This window comes from Microbulbifer hainanensis (assembly GCF_014904735.1).
Lineage (GTDB): Bacteria > Pseudomonadota > Gammaproteobacteria > Pseudomonadales > Cellvibrionaceae > Microbulbifer > Microbulbifer hainanensis.
Window position 1 is genome coordinate 62,593 of sequence record NZ_JACZCR010000018.1, and the last position, 17,588, is coordinate 80,180.

12 protein-coding genes are annotated in these 17,588 nt (G+C 58.6%); 4 read left to right on the forward strand and 8 right to left on the reverse strand.

Going from position 1 to position 17,588, the window contains the following annotated elements; translation table 11 throughout:
- Nucleotides 1–28 precede the first annotated feature (28 nt).
- Nucleotides 29–2,374, forward strand: a complete 2,346-nt coding sequence (locus tag IG168_RS05615) for a Tex family protein (RefSeq protein ID WP_193162705.1) — start codon at nucleotides 29–31, stop codon at nucleotides 2,372–2,374.
- Nucleotides 2,375–2,457: 83 nt separating this feature from the next.
- On the opposite strand, the gene IG168_RS05620 is transcribed toward IG168_RS05615, so the two are convergent.
- The gene (locus tag IG168_RS05620) at nucleotides 2,458–3,537 is read right to left on the reverse strand and encodes an AraC family transcriptional regulator (protein ID WP_193162707.1); all 1,080 of its coding nucleotides are present in this window, start codon (nucleotides 3,535–3,537) and stop codon (nucleotides 2,458–2,460) included.
- A 158-nt stretch (nucleotides 3,538–3,695) separates the two neighbouring features.
- On the opposite strand from IG168_RS05620, the gene IG168_RS05625 reads away from it, so the two are divergent.
- From IG168_RS05625 to IG168_RS05635, 3 genes are all read left to right on the forward strand, one after another.
- Nucleotides 3,696–4,337: a hypothetical protein gene (locus IG168_RS05625; protein ID WP_193162709.1), complete on the forward strand. Its 642-nt coding sequence runs from the start codon at nucleotides 3,696–3,698 to the stop codon at nucleotides 4,335–4,337.
- Complete coding sequence (locus IG168_RS05630; RefSeq protein WP_193162711.1) at nucleotides 4,327–6,885, forward strand: matrixin family metalloprotease; 2,559 nt, start codon at nucleotides 4,327–4,329, stop codon at nucleotides 6,883–6,885. Before IG168_RS05625 ends, IG168_RS05630 begins: the two co-directional genes overlap by 11 nt.
- Before the next feature lie 218 nt (nucleotides 6,886–7,103).
- Nucleotides 7,104–8,033 (forward strand): sugar phosphate isomerase/epimerase family protein, encoded by a 930-nt coding sequence (locus IG168_RS05635; protein WP_226876565.1) that lies wholly within the window; start codon nucleotides 7,104–7,106, stop codon nucleotides 8,031–8,033.
- Nucleotide 8,034: 1 nt separating this feature from the next.
- Here IG168_RS05635 and IG168_RS05640 read toward each other — a convergent pair whose 3' ends face one another.
- From IG168_RS05640 to IG168_RS05670, 7 genes are all read right to left on the reverse strand, one after another.
- Entirely contained in the window at nucleotides 8,035–8,442 is a 408-nt protein-coding gene (locus IG168_RS05640) for a DUF1330 domain-containing protein (protein WP_193162713.1), read from the reverse strand.
- A gap of 41 nt (nucleotides 8,443–8,483) precedes the next feature.
- The gene (locus IG168_RS05645; protein ID WP_193162715.1) at nucleotides 8,484–8,918 is read right to left on the reverse strand and encodes an acyl-CoA thioesterase; all 435 of its coding nucleotides are present in this window, start codon (nucleotides 8,916–8,918) and stop codon (nucleotides 8,484–8,486) included.
- A gap of 10 nt (nucleotides 8,919–8,928) precedes the next feature.
- Complete coding sequence (locus IG168_RS05650) at nucleotides 8,929–10,092, reverse strand: iron-containing alcohol dehydrogenase (protein WP_193162717.1); 1,164 nt, start codon at nucleotides 10,090–10,092, stop codon at nucleotides 8,929–8,931.
- 114 nt (nucleotides 10,093–10,206) lie between these two features.
- Complete coding sequence (locus tag IG168_RS05655; protein WP_193162719.1) at nucleotides 10,207–10,806, reverse strand: pentapeptide repeat-containing protein; 600 nt, start codon at nucleotides 10,804–10,806, stop codon at nucleotides 10,207–10,209.
- Between the two features lie 59 nt (nucleotides 10,807–10,865).
- Nucleotides 10,866–13,532 (reverse strand): SEL1-like repeat protein, encoded by a 2,667-nt coding sequence (locus IG168_RS20905; protein WP_193162721.1) that lies wholly within the window; start codon nucleotides 13,530–13,532, stop codon nucleotides 10,866–10,868.
- Entirely contained in the window at nucleotides 13,529–15,583 is a 2,055-nt protein-coding gene (locus IG168_RS05665; RefSeq protein ID WP_193162723.1) for a DUF3857 domain-containing transglutaminase family protein, read from the reverse strand. The genes IG168_RS20905 and IG168_RS05665 overlap by 4 nt, the downstream gene beginning before the upstream one ends.
- A gap of 162 nt (nucleotides 15,584–15,745) precedes the next feature.
- A complete protein-coding gene (locus IG168_RS05670) occupies nucleotides 15,746–17,437 on the reverse strand; it encodes a phytoene desaturase family protein (protein ID WP_193162725.1) in 1,692 nt (563 codons plus the stop codon).
- Between the last annotated feature and the right edge of the window lie 151 nt (nucleotides 17,438–17,588).

Genomic DNA, 17,588 nt, shown 5'->3' on the forward strand with positions numbered 1-17,588 from the left:
AGCCCGCTGAACGGATGTAGAAAATAAGATGCTGGATATCAACGTTCGAATCGCCGAAGAACTCAACGTACGCTCGCAACAGGTGGCCGCCGCGGTGGCGCTGCTGGACGAAGGCGCCACAGTGCCGTTTATCTCCCGCTACCGGAAAGAAGTGACCGGCGGCCTGGACGACACCCAGCTGCGTAACCTCGAAGACCGCCTGCGCTACCTGCGCGAGATGGAGGAGCGCCGCGCCACCATCCTCAAGAGCATCGATGAGCAGGGTAAACTTACGCCGGAACTGGCCGAGCAGATCAACGCCGCCGACACCAAGAACCGCCTCGAAGACCTCTACCTGCCGTACAAACCCAAGCGCCGCACCAAGGGCCAGATCGCCATCGAGGCCGGCCTCGAACCCCTCGCCGATGCGCTGTTCAACGATCCGGCCCTGAATCCGGAGGAAGAGGCGCAGCAATACCTCAACACTGACAACGAAGATGCCTCCCTGCACGTCAAGGACATCAAGGCCGCCCTCGACGGAGCCAAGTTCATCCTGATGGAACGCTTCGCCGAAGATGCCGAGCTGCTGGGCAAACTGCGCGACTTCCTCAAGCGCGACGGCCTGGTCAAATCCAAGCTGCTGGATGGCAAGGAAGAGGAAGGCGCCAAGTTCCGCGACTATTTCGAATACTCGGAGAGCTGGGCCAAGGTGCCGAGCCACCGCGCACTGGCGATCTTCCGCGGCCGCAACGAGGGCATCCTGGCGATCAGCATTGGCCTGGAGGGCGATGACGAGCGCCCGGCGACCGCCGGCCACCCCTGCGAGACGATGATCGCAAAACAGTTCGACATCAGCGACCAGGGCCGCGCCGCCGACAAGTGGCTGGGCGAAGTGGTGCGCTGGACTTGGCGCATCAAGCTGCTGACCACGCTGGAAACCGACCTGCTCGGCGAACTGCGCGAGAAGGCGGAAGAGGAGGCGATCAAGGTCTTCTCCCGCAACCTGAAAGACCTGCTGCTGGCGGCACCCGCCGGCCAGAAGGCCACCATCGGCCTGGACCCGGGCCTGCGCACCGGGGTGAAAGTGGCCGTCGTCGACGCCACCGGCAAAATCCTCGACCACACTGCCATCTTCCCCACCCCGCCGCAAAACCGCGCCCGCGAGGCGGCCGCAGTGATCGCCGCCCTGTGTGAAAAACACAATGTCGGCCTGATCGCCATCGGCAATGGCACCGGCAGCCGCGAGACCGATAAGTTTGTCGGCGACACCATCAAGCAGTACAAGCTGTCCGCGCAGAAAGTCATGGTCAACGAGGCCGGCGCATCGGTGTACTCGGCGTCTGAATTTGCCGCGCGGGAATTCCCCGACCTGGACGTGACCATCCGCGGCGCCATCTCCATTGCGCGCCGCCTGCAGGATCCGCTCGCCGAACTGGTGAAGATCGACCCGAAATCCATCGGTGTCGGCCAGTACCAGCACGACGTATCCCAGACCCAGCTGGCGCGCTCCCTCGACGCGGTGGTGGAAGACTGTGTGAACGGCGTTGGCGCCGAGCTGAACTCCGCCTCCGCACCGCTGCTGTCGCGTGTATCCGGCCTGAGCGCGTCCATCGCCGCCAATATCGTCAGCTATCGCGACCAGCACGGCGCCTTCAAAAATCGTGAACAGCTGAAAGACGTCTCACGCCTCGGTCCCAAGGCGTTCGAACAGGCCGCCGGCTTCCTGCGCATCACCGACGGCGAAAACCCGCTGGATAAATCCGGTGTGCACCCGGAAGCCTACGTGGTGGTGAAGCGGATCGCCGAAAAGAACGGCCGCGAGATCAACAGCCTGGTCGGCGACTCCGCTTTCCTGCGCAAGCTGAATCCGGCGGACTACACCGACGACAAGTTCGGTGTGCCGACGGTGATCGACATCATTGCCGAACTGGAAAAGCCCGGCCGCGACCCGCGCCCGGAATTCCGCACCGCCCAGTTCGAAGAGGGCGTGGAAGAAATCAAAGACCTGCGCCCGGGCATGGTGCTCGAGGGTACCGCCACCAACGTCACCAACTTCGGTGCCTTCGTCGATATCGGCGTGCACCAGGACGGCCTGGTACATATCTCAGCGCTATCGGAAAAATTCGTCAAGGATCCGCACGAAGTGATCAAGGCCGGCGATATCGTCAAGGTGAAAGTCATGGAAGTGGATGTAGCGCGCAAGCGTATCGGCCTGTCCATGCGCCTGTCCGATGAGCCGGGCGAGCAGGGCAGCGGCGGCGTCAAAAAGGGCGATCACCGCGAGAGCCGCCAGGCCCAGAGGCACAATAACCGCAGCCGTCAGCAACAAGGCGGTGGCAAGAGCCAGGGCAGTATGGGTGACCTGCTGATGGCGGCAATGAAAAATAAAAAATAACTGTGAAAAGGGCGATCAATTGATCGCCCTTTTTTCTGCCCATTCGCAAACTTTTAAGCAACAGCCAGGGCGGTCGCGATCGATCAGGTTACCCGCGTCCGGTACGCTGTCGGCGCATCGCCGAACCATTCACGAAATGCCCGGGTGAATGCCCCCGCATCGCAATAGCCGAGCATAAAAGCAATTTCCGTAACGTTGTAGCGCTCATCCCGTATGTACTGCCTGGCAAGTTTGATACGGACTTCCCTCAGCAGTTGACGAAACGAAGTTCCTTGCTGGCTCAGCTTGCGGTGTAAGGTTCGCGTTGGGAATTGGACAACTTCAGCGATCTTTTCCAGGGCCACATCTCCCGTGGGTAACTGCCGCTGAATTTCCGCCCGTACTCGCGCAACAATATCCGAGTCTTCCAGCTCCGCTCTGGCCTGGGCAAGCGTCGCGTGATGCCGTTCAAAAATTTCCGTGTGCGCCGTTGGCAAATGCCGCTCCGCAAACTCCCGACCCACAAACATAGAGTTATCGGGAGCATCAAATTGAACCGAAACACCAAAATAGTCATCCCAGATGGCGCGATTCTTTGGCACTGGTCGACGCAGCGAAACCGATAGCGGCGTAAAAGACTCGCCGAATTGAAAACGGCAGAAGCGCGCCAGCCCGCCAATTTCGCAGTCCGCATCAATTCCTGGAAACGGCGAATTGCAGTGGCGCAGGTACACCAGACCGACTCGATTCGAGTCCGCCGATAGATGCACGCACAGATCACTGTTAAGCACACTGAGACAGTCCTGCGTCATATGAAAGCCCGCAAGCAGTGTGGGAGCGGCCATCCAGGCATGACCGAAGATGTCGAGGTGGCTGGGGTGCAAGACCGAAGCCGCGCGAATTCCCACCGCCTCATCATCGATCACCTGGAGCGCTCCTGCGATAACGCCATAGTACTCATCGGCCGGGATGAAACTGCGTATCGGCTCGGCTCGTCCGGGCCGGTATAACGATTGCTGGATTAGATCACATGGATCAACCTGATAGGTTTCGAGCACCCGCCATACAAGACCGAACAGCGAGGGGTTCACAGACGAAGCATTATTATTTTTAACTGCGCGGAAATGGCCGAATTCATCAATGCCATGTCCTTTACTGCACAGCGCATCAAGGCTTTCTTTCATAGTCTCTCTCCACCGGAGTAACACAACGGCGTTCGCCCATTATTGCCGGTAAACCATTTCGTAACCAAGGAATACCACACGAATTGGGAAACTCAGGGATGACCCGATCTGGATAAAGAGTCCATTCAATAATAATGAAACCTAAACAGGAGGTCTCTGTGACCAACGCAAAACTTTGTCAGTTTCGCGGTTTCGCATTTCTTGTCTCCATCGTCATCACGATGTTGAGTATCAGTGAAGCGCATGCAAACCAAATGAAAAAACAAAATCTCCTCGAACTGATGAGGCATACCGAATCGATTATTGTCGGTACGGTGTCGAAAAAAGAGGACGGATTTCAAGACGGACTCCCCTACACCGAAATCACCATTGAAATCGGCCAGAACATCAAAGGGGATAAAGGTTCGACATATAGTTTCCGTCAATTCGGCCTCATAAAGCCCAAGCCCACTGGCGATGGTCGTATCAACCTGATGGTCACACCGGCTGGCTGGCCGACCTATAGCGTTGGCGAGAACGTCATGCTCTTCCTGAACAAGCCCGCGTCAAAAACCGGCTTCCAGACAACCGTTGGCCTGACCCAGGGCAAATTCGTTATTCGGGGCGACAAGATAAGCAACGGTCTTAACAACGACGAGCTGTTTGCGCGCATCAAATTCAATGGTCCTCTAAAGCCGACCCACCAGGACCTGGTCAGCCAGCCCAGTGGTGCCTATGCGGCGGAAGCATTCCTCTCGCTGGTAAGAACAGCAGTGCAGGAAAACTGGATTGCAAAAGGAGTGATGACCGATGATCAATAATAAAAAGATATTCCTGAAATCAGCACTGGCTGCCTGTGTGCTTGCGGGCACTTCTTCCGCACTGGCTTACGGCCCCCTGTATGTATTTGACTACGAGAAGGGCACACCCTACCGCTGGGACGTCAGCTCTCCGGTCAAGGTCTACACCGATGGCGGTAACTTCGCATCCGGCACCGTCAAACTCTATAAGAGTACTCCCGAAACCTGTAATGAAGACGGCGGCTGGGCGTGTGGTCATTATGAAGATCTCTACGTCGAGTTCACCAACGAGCAGGGCGTCGCGCGCGTCAAGGATGCATTGGCGTCTTGGACAAACGTGCCTACCTCATCCTTCCAGGCCGAGGTTGCCGGTAGCTTTGCCGATATCGGCATCGGCGGAGAAGATGGCGACATCACCGGCGCAGCGGAAGAGTTCAGTACCGATAGCACAGGGAATGTGATTCACGAAATCATCGGCACCGTTAACAATGGCGGTATTCACGTGATGTTTGACGAGACCGGTTCGGTCATGCGAGACGTGATGGGTGCTCCCGCCGGTGTACTCGGTATCGCCTCACCGGAATGGGCCGATGAAGAGACCGGCATCATTACCGAGGGCTGGGCGGTCATCGGCGGCGCCAGTACTTACTACAATGACACCGACCTGCGGCAGATAAACGGGGTGATTACCCACGAGCTGGGTCACTCTTTCAACCTCGCGCACACACAGACCAACGGTCACATCATCATGTACGGTAATTATGCTGCACTGACCGCAGGTCCCCGGGACTGCTCGGCGCATCCACTTACTGGGGGCGACTACCGCTTGCCGTTCCCGCAGGATTCTGCTCCGGCACTGTCTGATATCTCGGTCATGTATCCCTATATCAACACCAATCCGACCAGCAGCGGTGCAACCGGAGATCAACAGGCAACCGCCACAACGAAAGAGGATTACGCGGCGATTTCCTCGCTCTACCCCGCCAACAGTTTTGCCTCGCAAACGGGCACCATCAAGGGAAGTGTCACCTACGCGTTCAGCAAGGAAGGTGTCATTGGCCTGAATATTGTCGCTCGCAATATCGACGATCCCTGGCACGATGCGATCACCGCCATGACCGGTGACTGGAATGACGGCGATCCGGAGGCAATGCAGGGCACCGGCGACTTTATCCTGCAGGGCCTCACCCCCGGCGCGCAGTATGTGATCCATGTCGAAAAGATTTTTGCTGGCGGCTTTCCGACACCGCAGTTCGGAATGCCCGGGCCCTCCGAGTACTACAACGGTAGCGGCGAAAGCGACGACGCGGTGCAGGATGACGCCTGTGACTATGTTCCCGTCGTGGCAGGTGCCGGTCAGGTTGTCGAGCATATCGACATCCAGATGAACGGAATGAAAAACACCCCACAGCTGTTCACCTCGCCTGCCCCGAACGGCAGCCAGATCACCGAGAGTGGACAGACAACGGCAGGAACTATTGCCAACTCTTATGGTGACGCGCTGAGCTGGATCTATCAGGAAGGCAATGAGGAATACACCATCTTGCCGATGGGCGGCATTGCCATGAGTGACAACGGCTCCGTCATCAGTGGGCGGGTCAGTCAAAACAGTTCCTACCTGCCTGCTCGCTACACCGAAGGCCGCGGTATCGAAGTACTACCGAGTGCCGGTAACACTGGCTGTGATCAGGGCGGCGGCATCCTGGAGATGTACTCCAACTTCGCTATTTCACCGGACGGTCGCACCATGGGCGGCTTCCTGTGGAACTGCGATAACGCTGCGGAGTACAGCAACTACCGTGTTTCTGCAGTGACCTACAACGATGAAGATGGCTGGACTATCCTCGATAGCCACAAGGACGACAACAGTTCGCGAGTCAACGCACTGTCCAACACTGGTGTCGCTGTCGGCTGGGAATCTGACTCCGTCGGCTGGTGGGAGGGTCGCGTCTGGAAAGACGGCAAGGAAATCAATCTGAAGGATGCGGCTCCGTCCGATATCGACTACGTCGGTCAGGCCACGGCGGTGAGTACGAATGGTACCTGGGTTGCCGGTATCGACACCTATAACGCGCAACTCGAACCCAATCAGTACCTGTACAACACCCAGACCGGCGAATTCAAGTTGCTGGATATCAAGGAAGCCTGCCCGTGGTGGGACTGGTTCTGCTGGGGCGAAAAGCCGTTCAGGCCCTATGACATCGCCGATGACGGTACACTGGTTGGTGCAATGGGCACAGCCTCCGGCGCCGGAGCAATGATTGTCTCTGATACCCTCGGCGGCGAATACCGACTGGCTGATTTCCTCAGGGGCCAGGGTGTGATGAACGCTTCGGATCTCGAGGTTGTTTCGACCGCAACCAAGATTTCATCGAACGGTAAACACATCGTCGGCTGGACCGCACTCGAGGGCTACTTCGGTTCCTTCAGGCTCACCCTGGATCAGCTCTTTGTATGCAACAAAGATAAGACTCTGAAGGTGGGATATCCTGTCGGCGTTACTACACAGTTACGCAACGGCGCCACACTGGGTATGTGCGAAGCTGACCTTCCAAAGCAGTACAAGTAAGCCCTAGAGACTACTCTGGGTAGCAGAAAAAAGGTGGCCACTGGCCACCTTTTTTTATTGATGGGTGAGAGAACTATCGAATACCCGCAAGCCCTCCTGTGCACAATGCTATCCGTCTTATCAACTGGGCCCCCTGAGGGTACTGGTCGATGACCTTGGTAACATCCTTGACCTGCAGTATCTTACACATCTGATCACGAAGGATTCCAGGCAACATAATGACAAGTACAGGAATGAAACCGATGCGCAACCGCCGCAATTTCCTCAAAGCTGCCGCGACAATTTCTGCCACCGCGCTGTTGCCGGCCGGTACTGCTTTCGCCGGTGAACGGGAATCCTGGTTCCGGATCTCCCTGGCGCAATGGTCCCTGCACCGGGCGTTTCGCAACGGTGTCGCCAATCCGAAGAATTTTGCCCGACTGGCCCGACAACTGTTCGGCGTACAGGGTATCGAGTACGTCAATCAGTTTTATTTTGACAGCTACAGCGATGCGCTGATTCGCGACCTGAAAGGTCAGGCAGATGGCGAGGGGATTCGCAGCTTGTTGATCATGGTCGACGGCGAGGGCGACCTGGGCGCGGATACCGCGGCCGAACGCCGGGCAACGGTGACCCGGCACCACCGCTGGGCGCAGATGGCAAAGGCTTTGGGCTGTCATTCGATTCGCGTCAACGCACACAGTACCGGCACATTCGATGAGCAGATGCGCAAGGCGGCCGATGGCCTGCACCAGCTCGCCGAATACTGCGACGGCCTGAATCTCAATGTGCTCGTGGAAAACCACGGCGGCCTGTCATCCAACGGTCAGTGGCTCGCCGGTGTCATGGAGATGGCAGACCACCCCCGTGTCGGCACCCTGCCAGACTTTGGCAACTTTGTAATCGACCGAGAAAGCGGTGAGGAATACGACCGCTATCGCGGTGTCCGCGAAATGATGCCCTGGGCCAAAGCCGTCAGCGCCAAGACCCATGACTTCGATACCGACGGTGAGGTGGTGGAAACCGACTATCACCGCATGCTCAAGATCGTGCGCGAGGCCGGCTACCGCGGCTGGGTAGGTGTTGAATACGAGGGCGAACACCTCAGTGAAATCGAAGGCATCCAGCGCACGCTGCAGCTGCTACGACGCATTCAGCACGTCAGCTAGCCTATGGGACCCCACTTTCCAGAGAAGCGATCAGGCGGGCATTTTCCAGTGCTGCAGTGCGGTGCATGGCCAACTGCTGGTATTCCGAATTCTTGACCATGTCGACAAACTTCTCGATGGACGGATAGCGCACCAGCAGTATTTCATCCCACACCTCCTCCGCTGGGGCAATCAAGGCTGTCCGGGCCTCGCCGCGCCAGACCAGTTCCGCGCCGACGCGCTTCAGGTGCGCGATCGCCTGTTCGCCGTAGCGCTGGTAAGCCTCGCGGCCACTGCAGTCCGACTCGACGCCGTCGTACACAGCCCTGTCGCGAAACCTGAGCAGGTTGAGCATGACTACCGGCTGGTCGCCCGGAATCGACGCGAGCGCTTCGGCAAACTTGCCGGGATCTGGATCAATCGTTTTCATCGTGCAATTTCCACTTTTGCAAAGGAGTGCGACTAGTGGCGCTATAGCGCAAGGGCTTCCAGCGCTCGACGGATGTTTTCCGGAATCGGCACAGACCTATTGCTAGAGCGCTCGACAAAGACATGGGTGAAGCTGCCCGCGGCGCAGGCCTCGGTCTCGCTACTTTTGAAAATGGCCACGGCGTAGGTCACCGAGCTGTTGCCCAGCCGTTCAACCCGAATTCCGGCTTCAATCGCTTCCGGATAGGCGATGGGCGCACGGTAATCACAGCTGGAATTCACCACGAATCCAACCACCGGTGCCGCCTGAATATCCAGGCCACCCTCCTCGATCAGGTAGCGGTTTACCGCACTGTCAAAATAGGAGTAGTAGGTCACGTTGTTCACGTGGCCGTAAATATCGTTGTCCATCCAACGCGTGGTAATCGGATAGAAGACCCGGTAAGCGCTGCGGCTGCTCGTTGGTGCTGTACTCATTTTTTACTCTTCAGTAGGCCGCGCGGTAAATGGCCGCGGCATCCTTTTCGGTAACCGGGCGGGGATTGTTGACCAGTAGGCGCTGTTGCTCCATCGCATCGGCGGCGAGCCGCTCTATCGACGCTTCCGGTACGCCACAGTCGCGCAGTCGCAGTGGCAGGCCGACAGTTTCGGTCAGTTGCTCTATCCAGCCGATCAGGCTGTCCACTATCTCCGCATTGCTGCCCGGCGCGAAATCGCGGCCCATGATATTCGGCGCCAGCTCCGCATAGAGCCCGGCGCAGGCCGGTGCATTGAATCCCATTACATGGGGCAGCACCAGCGAGTTGCTGAGGCCGTGGGGAATATGGAAATGACCGCCGAGCGGGTAAGCCAGCGCATGCACGGCCGCCACCGGTGCATTGGCAAAGGCCTGACCGGCCAGCAAGGCGCCGAGCAACATGTTGCCGCGAGCTTGCAGATTGCTGCCCTGCTGTACCGCGGTCACGATGTTGCGTGCGAGCAGCCCCAGCGCCTCCCGGGCGAGCATATCCGATAGCGGGTTTTTCCTGTGTACCGAGGTGTAGGCCTCGATCGCATGCACCATCGCATCGATGCCGGTGGCCGCGGTGACCTTTGGCGGCAGGCCGACCGTCAGTGCCGCATCCAGCAGGGCAATGTCCGGCTGCAGAACCGGCGACACGACACCGGCCTTGGTGGTCTCGCCGGTGGTAACAATGGCGATGGGTGTCACCTCGGAACCCGTGCCCGCCGTGGTCGGGACCTGGATCAACGGCAATCGTGTACCGCGGATATTGTCGACGCCGTAGAGTTCCGCCAGTGCCTGTGTGCAGCTGCCACAAGCCAGTACTGCCACCAACTTGGCCACATCCATCGAGCTGCCACCGCCGAATCCGATCACCAGTTCCGCATCGATTTCCTGCGCTGCAGCCAGCGCCTTGAGCACGGTGTCGTCGGATGGATCGGCTTCCACCTGATCGAAAACGCCGAGGCGGATACCGGCATTCCGGAAGCCGGGCGCGACACCGTCCAGCAGCCCGGCCCCTACGATGCCGGCATCGGTGACCAGCAGCACCGAAGTCACACCCCGGTCCGCACACAGCGACCCCAGACGCTCGGCGGCGCCGGGTTCATTGATGATGGTTCTGGTGGTGGAAAAAGTAAACGCGCCCATGTTCATTTCCCATTTCGGTGGATCTTCAATATTTACCACTGGGAAAGGCGGGATACCATTACGTCGGAGTTCGTTTAATCGCAAACCCTGCGCGCACAGCGTGGATTTTCGGGGCTAATCCACCAGCTCGATATCCAGCACCTCCAACAGGCTCAGGGCCTCGTAGCGGCTAAATTTGGCGCCGGCCAGCCTGTTTTCAAAAATATCGATATGGAAATCATGGGAACCGCTAAGATCGGCGCCCTGCATGTCCGTACGCATAAACTGGCTGCCACTGAAGTCACACTGCGTCAGTTGCGCATCGACAAGAGTGGCCTCCCGGAAATCGACGCCGTGCAACTTGCATTCGTCCAGCACCAGATGACTCAGGGAGAGCCCGAAGAAGGAGCTATCGGTCAGGATACTCTTTTTGAAGGAAAGCCCGAGATCCAGATTCAGCGACGGGAAACTGGCTCTGGTCCAGTCAACGCCGACCAGTTTGCACTCGATGAACGCCACCTCGGAAAGCCGCGTGAGCGGCAGCTTCAGCAGGCTCAGGTTGCACTGGTGAAATTCGCAGTCAATGAATTTACAGCGCTCGAATGCAGTTTCGGAAAAATCACAGCCATAAAACCGGCACGCCTCGAACTCCACCTCTGCGAAATCCATCGAAGCCAGCTCCAGCTTTGTAAACGATTTATCAAAGTATTGAGTTCCGCTTTCTATCTGGACCATGCTTCGTACATCCCCCGTTTGGGTCAACACCCGGCAAGCCGCAGGGCGGCACTGGAAAATCACTGTAAGATATAGGTCTTACCCTCGCGAAATAACGCCAGGCGTTTTTCCATACCGGCAACCGTTTCTTCCGTTGCTTCCGCGGCCCGCGCCAGGTAAATCGCGTATTCCTGCGTCTGCACCGCCTTGTCGAAGGTGGATGAACGGGCATAGATGGCGGCCAGCGTATCGAGATAGGCCCAGTCACTCCAACGCGACTGCATATTGAGTCGCTGAGCCAGTTGCGCAGCCCGTTGGATATCCCGATCGGTAGCCGTGGGCCTGATTGCCAGTGCCCAGGCGAGGTTATTGATGGCACGGAGGTTGTCGGGCTCGCGCTCCAGCAGTGCTTCCAGCATGGCCTCACCCAGTGGTAAGGCACCTTTGTTGATAATCTGCTCTGCCTGATCGAGCAACTGGAAGTGTCCGATACCCGGCAATACCGCATCGCCTTCCCTCTTGTAGAAGAACGCCAGCGCGGGCAGATCCAGTCCGGGGGTCCGCATTGCCTCCATGACAATAAATCCGGAGTCCCATTCACCGATCACGCGCAGATCTTTTTCCCGCAGCAGTGCCTTGAAGTCTGCAACGGGAATGGCGGCATCAAACAGCGGCATACCCTTGACGATTGCCAGTGTCCGATCCTGGTCTTTGTCTGCGACCCCACCCTGGCGCACCGCCCGATAGGCCTGCCAGTACTGATGTTTTTCGGGACAGCCCTGCAGTTGAGCGGCGTATTCATCGCACAGCGCCAGTATCCGGTCGGGCGCCGCGGCGTTGGCCGGCACTGCTGTCTCGTATAGCTCCATGGCCTTGCCGACATCGCGCGCCACATACTTGCCATCGCGGTAGAAATCGCCAAGATTCAGGGCAGCGCTGATATTGCCCTGCTGCACGGCCTCCGCATAAAGCTTCAGCGCCCTGTCCGGATCCGCGGCGACGCCGCTCCCCTGCTCGTACAAGAGCGCAAGCTTTTCTTGTGCGCCCGCGTGTCCCGCATCGGCCGCAATCTGGTACATATTCGCGGCGGCCTCTGTTCCCTTGTCGTTGCCCATCTGGAACAGTTTGCCCAGCTCGAAGTAGCACTCCGTATCACCGCCCTCCGCGCAAAGGAAATACCAGGCCATGGCCTTGGACAGATCCCTCGGGATGCCGTTGCCTTTCAGGTACGCCGCAGCCAGAGCGCGTTGCGATCGTGGCATCAGCGAGCTGCGCCGGTAGTACTCCATGGCCTTAGCACTGTCGCTTTGGCCGAAAGCGCCGTAGGCGTAGATCCATGCCAGCATATTGTTGGCATTCTGGGACGAAAGGCTCGCCGCGGATTGCAGATATTCCATTACCTGTTCGGCGTCGTCCTTGGACCTGTGATCACTGCGCAGAATCAGGCTCGCATACGCCACCCGGGCGGGGACATATCCCCCGTCGGCCAGTTTTTTCATCGCCGGGATAATCGACGTCATGTCCGCCTGCTTACCCTCAAGCTGTCGCTGCAGCAAACGGTATTCGGCCTTGACCGAGCCCTGCTCAGCAGCCTTCGCCAGCGCCTCGTCGCGGGCCGCCGTGTTTTCCGCCCCGGCATCTCCAGCGTAGAGATCGGCGAGCTTCAGCCAGGCTTCACCCGGCGGCAGCTTGCCCGCCGCAGCCCGCATTAGCTGGTTGAATCCCTGCTCACTCTTTTCAACCCCGAGCCCCTCGCGCTGTACATAGGCGGCGCCAACCAGCGCGTCCATATAGCCATTTTCCGCGGAGGAAATCAGGAAATCCGCACAATCGGTACGGGAAAATTTTTGCAGATCGGTTTTCAGGCAGAGCAAGCCCAATCGATACTCGGCAACCTGACTGCCGTTGCCCACGGCTTCGAGATAAATGTCGGCCGCCTGCTCCGCCTTGCCGGCATCGTCGAGCAGTATGCCCTTGCCGACCTGTGCCGCCAGATCCTGATCGGACAGCGGTTCAATCACACGCTTCACATAGGCATTTGTCACGCCAGCGAAGGGAAAGCTGATACCCAGCAACTGGTGAATGGCCCGCTGATTCTGGAAGTAGATTTTTTTCTGCTGGCCACTCTCGGTGTCGTTCGCTACGACAACGTAGTACAGCCCCTGACCGGCCCCGGTCACTTTCAGGTAGGCATCGACCACCTCGTATCCAGCCAGCGTGACAATATCCCTGGCGTCGTCCCACATGGCGATTTCGTAGGCCGTGTCGTAGCTCTCGCCGTCAGCGCTGCCGAGAATACCGCTGAGCAGGTAGCGCACCGCGCCGGCCTGGAAATCTGCTGCCGCTTCGTTACCGGAGGATTCATAGCAGGCCTGGGCTGACAGGTGCGGTTCCAGCGCGGCAAAATTCTGCTCGGTCAGTGTTTGCCAGTCGACGCCTGTACAGGCCAGGTCCCCGGCATCCACTTTCGCCATTTGTTGCAGGTAAGCCTCATGCTTGCCCGCGGTATCCTCGATCTGGGAACTGGCGAGATATGCCTCCCAGAAACCTGCAAAGGGCACCGAGTCCGGCTGCTGCTTGTACTGGCGCAACAGAGCGGCGAAACGGGCATCACCAGTGGCGGCGACGTCGCTTCCTGTACTGCCCGTGGGGCCGGCCGCACATCCGCCCAGCAGGCTCCCCGCCAGTATCAGTGTGGTGATGGCTCTCACTTTGCTGACGGCTCTCACTGCGCTGATGGCTCTCACTGTGCGCCTCCCTTCTTGTTCATCAGGTTTCGCGCCAGATCCTTGAGGCGCTGCTGGCGGTTCTTCCGCGCGTCGCTTCCTACGTTCGATGAGAACCAAACCGAGTAAGCCAGTTCACTATCCAGCTGGTCGAGATCACTCAGGTATGTGGCGAAGTCTTCACCGGGTATCGATTTCGCCAGTGAGTTGTAATTGAATTCCACCTGAATTGTATTTTTTTCAGCATCGACATTGCGGGTGAACTTGAACCACTGGTTTTCCGATGCGTAGCCACTATTTTTTTCATACCACAGGATATCGTCGGGACTTTTTGCCTCGATACGCAACTTCTGGTGGATGGTGAATTCGCCCGGGAGCTGAAAGGGGTGCTTGCGCTGACGTGTCGCCGGCAGACTGAAGTTATCGGCGACATTCGACGCGACAAACTTGACGACATTTTTTCCTTTGCCGGGCTTACCGACTTTTGGCAGGAAATATTTCTCTGTCACGACCAGGCGATTGTGGCCATCGGATTCAGTCACTTCGATCGGTGCGCTGGATTCGATCGCCGGGAAATACTTGGCGTAATACTGCAGAAAATTGTTCGCTACCTCTTCACGGCTGTAGTAACCGAAATAGCTGCGCATCTGTTCGGCCTTCCAGCCGGTATAGGTGGTGCTGACATTGAAGTGCGCCGAGTCCCTGTCGTCACCCAGGGTAAAGACCTCCTCGATGTCGGTTGACGCCTGCCGCTGCCCGGGAACGGCAGGCGCAATTTCCGTAAGCCGATCCGACTTGCCGTCGACAACCAGCGCCCAGTGGAAGTCGGGCAGCGACATTTCCTCGATCGGGCCGCGCTGGCTGTTATCGGTGGGATCCACCCAGTAACGCTTGCCACCGTAGCGGAAAGTCGTGATCACGTGGTTGAAGAGCCCCGGTGACGGCAGATTTTTATCCAGGTTCAGGTTGGACTCGGTCGAGACGAGGGCCGGTTTGGCGTCGATGCCAATGGCGTGCAGCGCGGCGACCAGCAACACCGTCTTGTCCTTGCAGTCGCCGAAGCGCCGGCTCAGGGTTTCCGCGGGCGGACTCGGCATATGGGAGTTCACCCCGTGTTCGATACCGAAGTAGCGCACATTCTTCTGAATCCACTGGGTGATGCGGGCGGCCTGCACAAGCTTGTCGCCGTCGCCCTGGCTGCGCAGCACCTTCTGGAAATCCGCCGGCAATGTATCGTCGAGTTGGTACAGGCCGGCGGCCCACTGATTGACGCCGGACCAGTTGCCGTACTCGGTATATTCGACATACGGATAGATCGACAGCCAGGAAGGCGTGCCATCTTCCGACTTGATCGCCGCGGTATCGAACAGCTCAACCGAATGGCGGCGCAGATCGCCCTCTGAGGTTTCGCGGATCTGCGCATCGGAACCCTTGATGCGGAAATGGATATCCAGTTGCTGCGGCCGCAGCAGGCTGACAAACAGGTGTTCCACCGGCGCGCCCCAGCCCAGTGCCTCCCAGCCAAAGTTGCGCCCGCCGAGTACCGGGTTGGATCCGCGCACGGTGTAGCTGTACTCGACCACGTCGTTGACCCGCACATCCTTCAGGATCGACAGTGCAGTCCAACCCTCTACGTACATGTCGCTCTGCAGCTCGTTCTCCTGCTGGAACAGCTTGATGTCGTCCATATCCAGGCGACTGGTTTTGCGGCCGTTGCGGTAGACGCTGATATCGTGGATTACCAGATCTTCATAGGCGGGAAAGAAGCCGATGCTGATATTGGAAACCTGCTGCAGCCCCTGCTGGTTCAGGGGTTGTACCGCCAGGTGTACGAACCGCTGCATTTTTTTGCCGGTGAGGTTGATCTGGGTATCGGAGAGCACAAAACGGACGCTCTGGTCGCCGCCCGCGACCTTGTCCAGATCGACAGCGACAGGCTTCACCCAGTCCGGGCGCGGCGCCTGGGAGAAGTGGTCGGCTCCGTTGACCGGCGCATCCGCAGAAGACAGCGGCGAAACAACCCACATCACCAACGCAGCGGCGGCGACAATTCCCCTGGAGATTAACTGCATTATTCTTTTCTCTGTTTTTCCATTGCCCGACACCGGCCGGCAAACATGACGACAGATTTCATCATATAGATTTGGCCGCGCCGGATCTATCGAGGGAAATGAGGGATGCGGCACGCGGCCGCACCCGAATGCAATGTTCGGGGCGCCGCGACCAGAAAGCGGTTACTGGGCGGTGGCCGTTCGGGCCGAACGCTCCCCGGGCTGCCTGGCAAAGACCCGCCGCAGCAGCGGCAGCCCCTTACGCCAGCCGAGAATACTCTGCGCGGTGACCAGGCCGCCGAACATGGCACCGGCGACGCCACAGCTCATGATGTCCTGGCCAGTCAGGTAAAGGCCCTTGATGCGGCTCTTCGGTCGCAGCCAGGGCTGCTCGAAACGATTGGGATCGTGATCGAGACCATAGATTTCACCGCGGGAATAGCGGCAGAAATAGTCGGTCGACAGTGGTGTCGACAGTTCGCAGTAGTCGATCTGGCCGCGCAGTTGTGGGAAGTACCTGTACAGCTGCTCCAGTAAGCGCTGGCTCAGGTCCTCTTTGAACGCCTCGTAATCGTCGCCGCGCTTGCCCCAGGGTTTGTCGTGCCAGTCGGCAAACCATTCGTACTTGCCGGGGGCGACAATTTCGATGGTGGCGCGCCCCGGATAACGCTGCGTAAAGCTCGGATCCTTCGCGGACGGGAAAGAGATATAGACCAGCGGAACTTCCCCATCGCGGTCGTCGAGGAACCGCTGCATATCGCCGTCGTAATCGGTACTCGGATACAGCCAGTAGTTGGTTTTGGGCAGGCCGAGCTCGTCAGCGGTGCGCTGCAGGCCGATATACAGGCAGATATGCGCCATCGAGCGCCGCACCGTTTCCAGATCCCGGCTGTAACCGGCATGCTCGCTGGCACTGCCCGGTAACAGTTTTTCAAAGGTGTTGAACACACCCGCTCCGGAGATCACCAGCGGCGCCGAGATTTCGGTGCCGTCGGCCATCCGTACACCCCGGGCGCGATTGCCGTCGAGAAGAATGGTATCCACGTCCGCATAGGTGAACACCTCGCCACCGGCAGCCTGAATCTGCGGAATGATCGTTTCGGCAATTTTGCTGGCGCCGCCGACCGGGTAATAACCGCCGTACAGGTAGTGCTTCACGATCAGCGCGTGAATGATGAAGCTGCCGGTCTTCGGCGTCATGCCGTTGTCGCCCCACTGACCAGTGAGCACGGCAATCAGTTTTTCATTGTCGGTCAGTTCGCGCAGCACCTCGTAGGTGGTCTTGTTCAGGTAGGCGGGCAGGCGCCACTTTTTCAGCAGCGACACCAGTGGCGCGCACCAGCCCGGCAGCAACTTTTCCATGGTCAACAGTGGCATGGCGCGACCGACGGCAGCGACACGTTCCAGGTAGGCTTCGATGGCCGCGCGCTCGCCGGGAAAATGTCGCAACAGTTCAGCAACAAAGGCTTCGCGACCGGCGCGCAGGTCGAACTGTTCGTCGCCGATACAGATGCGATCGTAGGTCGCGTCCATCGGTGCCCACTGCAGCTGGCCCGCGGAGAGGAAATCAAACAGCTGGCGGGTCATGGTCGGGTGCTTGCCCACGTCGCCGATATAGTGCACGCCCACATCCCACTCATAGCCGTTGCGGTCGTAGGCGTGGGTAAAACCGCCGGCCGTGTAGTGCTGCTCGAGGACCAGGACTTTTTTGCCGGTGGCACTCAGCAGGGCGGCAGTGGTGAGGCCGCCGATACCGGAGCCGATCACCACGGCATCGTAGGGGCCCTCGAGCCGGTTGGCCCGGTAGCGCCGGCCGATACGCAGGCGGCTGGGTTGAGGGGCATTGCGCTTTTGCGCCGGTGCAGATGCGGTCACGGGGCGACCTCGTGTTTTTCCTGTTGTTATCAGTTCACCTTAACGCCGAGCAGCCTGCTATGCAATAAGTTGCATAGCAGGAATCAAACCTCCGTCGCGCCGCGACAGGAATATACATTTCATATATGCTTCGTATATCCTTCTTGTTCGT